Raw genomic sequence first — 2,127 nt, 5'->3', positions numbered from 1 at the left:
CAAATAACGTTGATGTCGCTCTGAAAACTGATAGAAGATAGATTCTACCCAATGATTATAACTCTTCAAAGACTGCACACCTACATGCCTTTGAAACTTGCCTAGTCGAAGGCTTCTTTCTAGAGAAAGTTGAGCATCTTCCAGATCATATAATCGATCTTGATAGAACTCCTCTTTTATTTCTAAATCTTCTTCTAACCCTTGGTGAAATTTATCTCTATGGTGTTTAAAAATATTCATATTATTGCACCGAAGTACCCATGATCGCTTCTAACGTAAACGGTGGTGGGTTAGCCAACACTTCTTCTCGTGTCGGGCCTTCGCCTTTAATTAACCTTAGCGGTGTATAAGGAGAGTCAAAACTCGGTGTTTCCCCTGTTCTTTGATAATGTAAAGCCAATAAACCTAACGGCAATAATGTTAAATAGCTGTCGGGATCACACAAATCAAGGGAATTATCCCCAGTTTCCCGCTCTGCATTAGTGGGCAAATACTCAGAAAAGAACAAATAGTACTGCTCAATGGCGTATTTAACTCGCTCATCTAACGACAGAGAATCTAGCCCCCAAAGATTACAAATAAGCAGTATAGGACCTGCATTCCGAGTAAGAAAAAACTTTTCTGCATCTGAATTAAAGACACTTGTCACCTCACCTAGTTTAAGCCAACGTTTCGCTTCATTGGCTAACTGCTCCCTGATATTCCGATCTTGCTCATTTTCAAAGTACGCTCGAAACAAACGATTCAACGCCACCTCATATTCGCGCCCTCCAGAATCGTAAGGTTTATTTTTATACTCTCCAGTAGGCCAGTTTAGTAAAGTGTCCAAAACATTTTGATTTTGATCAAGAATAGATATAACAAGCCCTAAACGCCACGAACGAAAGCCAATTCGAGAATTAAACTCTAATTGTTCGGCGCTAAAGTTGAGTTGTTTCCCAAAAAACTGAATAGCCAGAGACTGATTGTTAAAAGCATAAAGAGTAAGTTCAGCTCGAGATTTCCAATACTCACCGCAGCGTGCTAACAAATAACGTTGATGCTGCTCTGAAAATTGATAAAAAATTGAATTTACCCAATGTTCACAGCTATTCAATGAATATGTTTCTACATGACTTTGAAACTTGCCTAATCGAAGGCTTCTCTCTAAAGAAAGCTGAGTGTCTTCCAGATCATATAGTCGATCTTGATAGAACTCTTCTTTTATTTCCAAGTCTTCTTCTAATCCTTGGTGAAATTTATCTCTATGGTGTTTAAAAATATTCATATTGTTACACCGAAGTACCCATGATGGCTTCTAACGTAAACGGTGGTGGATTAGCCAGCACTTCCTCTCGTGTTGGGCCTTCGCCTTGAATTAACCTTAGCGATGTATAAGGAGAGTCAAAACTCGGTGTTTCCCCTGTTCTTTGATAATGTAAAGCCAATAAACCTAGCGGCAATAAGGTTAAATAGCTTGCAGGATCACACAAATCAAGGGAATTATCCCCAGTTTCCCGTCCTGCATTAGTGGGTAAATACTCAGAAAAGAACAAATAGTACTGCTCAATGGCGTATTTAACCCGCTCATCTAACGACAGAGAATCTAACCCCCAAAGATTACAGATAAGCAATACAGGGCCTGCATACCGAGTAAGACAAAACTTTTCTGCATCTGAGTTAAATAAACTTGTCACCTCTCCTGGTTTAAGCCAGCGTTTCGCTTCATTGGCTAACTGCTCTCTGATATTCCGATCTTGCTCATTTTCAAAATATGCTCGGCACAAACGATTCAACGCCACCTCGTATTCACGCTCTCCTGAGTCATAAGATTTATTTTTATATTCTCCAGTGGGCCATCGTAATAAAGTGTCCAAAGCACTTTGATTTTGATCAAGAATAGATATAACAAGCCCTAAACGCCACGAACTAAAACCAATTCGAGAATTAAACTCTAATTGTTCAGCGCTAAAACTGAGCTTTTTCCCAAAAAACTGAATAGCCAGAGGCTGCTTGTTAAAAGCATGAAGAGTAAGTTCAGCTTTAGACTTCCAATACTCGCCACAACGTGCTAACAAATAACGTTGATGTCGCTCTGAAAACTGATAGAAGATAGATTCTACCCAATGATTATAACTCTTCAAAGAC

General features: G+C 39.2%; 3 protein-coding genes. All 3 read right to left on the bottom strand.

Annotation, left to right across the window (positions count from 1 at the left end):
• Positions 1-240, bottom strand: a 240-nt coding sequence (locus MHO82_RS25655; protein WP_239188224.1) for a hypothetical protein, incomplete at its 3' end; no start/stop codon positions are given.
• 1 nt (position 241) lies between these two features.
• A complete protein-coding gene (locus MHO82_RS25650; RefSeq protein ID WP_239189451.1) occupies positions 242-1,267 on the bottom strand; it encodes a hypothetical protein in 1,026 nt (341 codons plus the stop codon).
• A gap of 4 nt (positions 1,268-1,271) precedes the next feature.
• The coding region (locus MHO82_RS25645; RefSeq protein ID WP_239189448.1) for a hypothetical protein at positions 1,272-2,127 on the bottom strand (856 nt) is incomplete at its 5' end.

Source organism: Vibrio sp. Of7-15 (assembly GCF_022347565.1).
Classification (GTDB): domain Bacteria; phylum Pseudomonadota; class Gammaproteobacteria; order Enterobacterales; family Vibrionaceae; genus NORP241.
This window is presented reverse-complemented; position numbering and strand designations above follow the sequence as displayed.

Bases quoted from the DNA above. Each gene is read 5' to 3' on its own strand.
- MHO82_RS25650 (WP_239189451.1), bottom strand. From the start codon at position 1,267: ATGAATATTTTTAAACACCATAGAGATAAATTTCACCAAGGATTAGAA.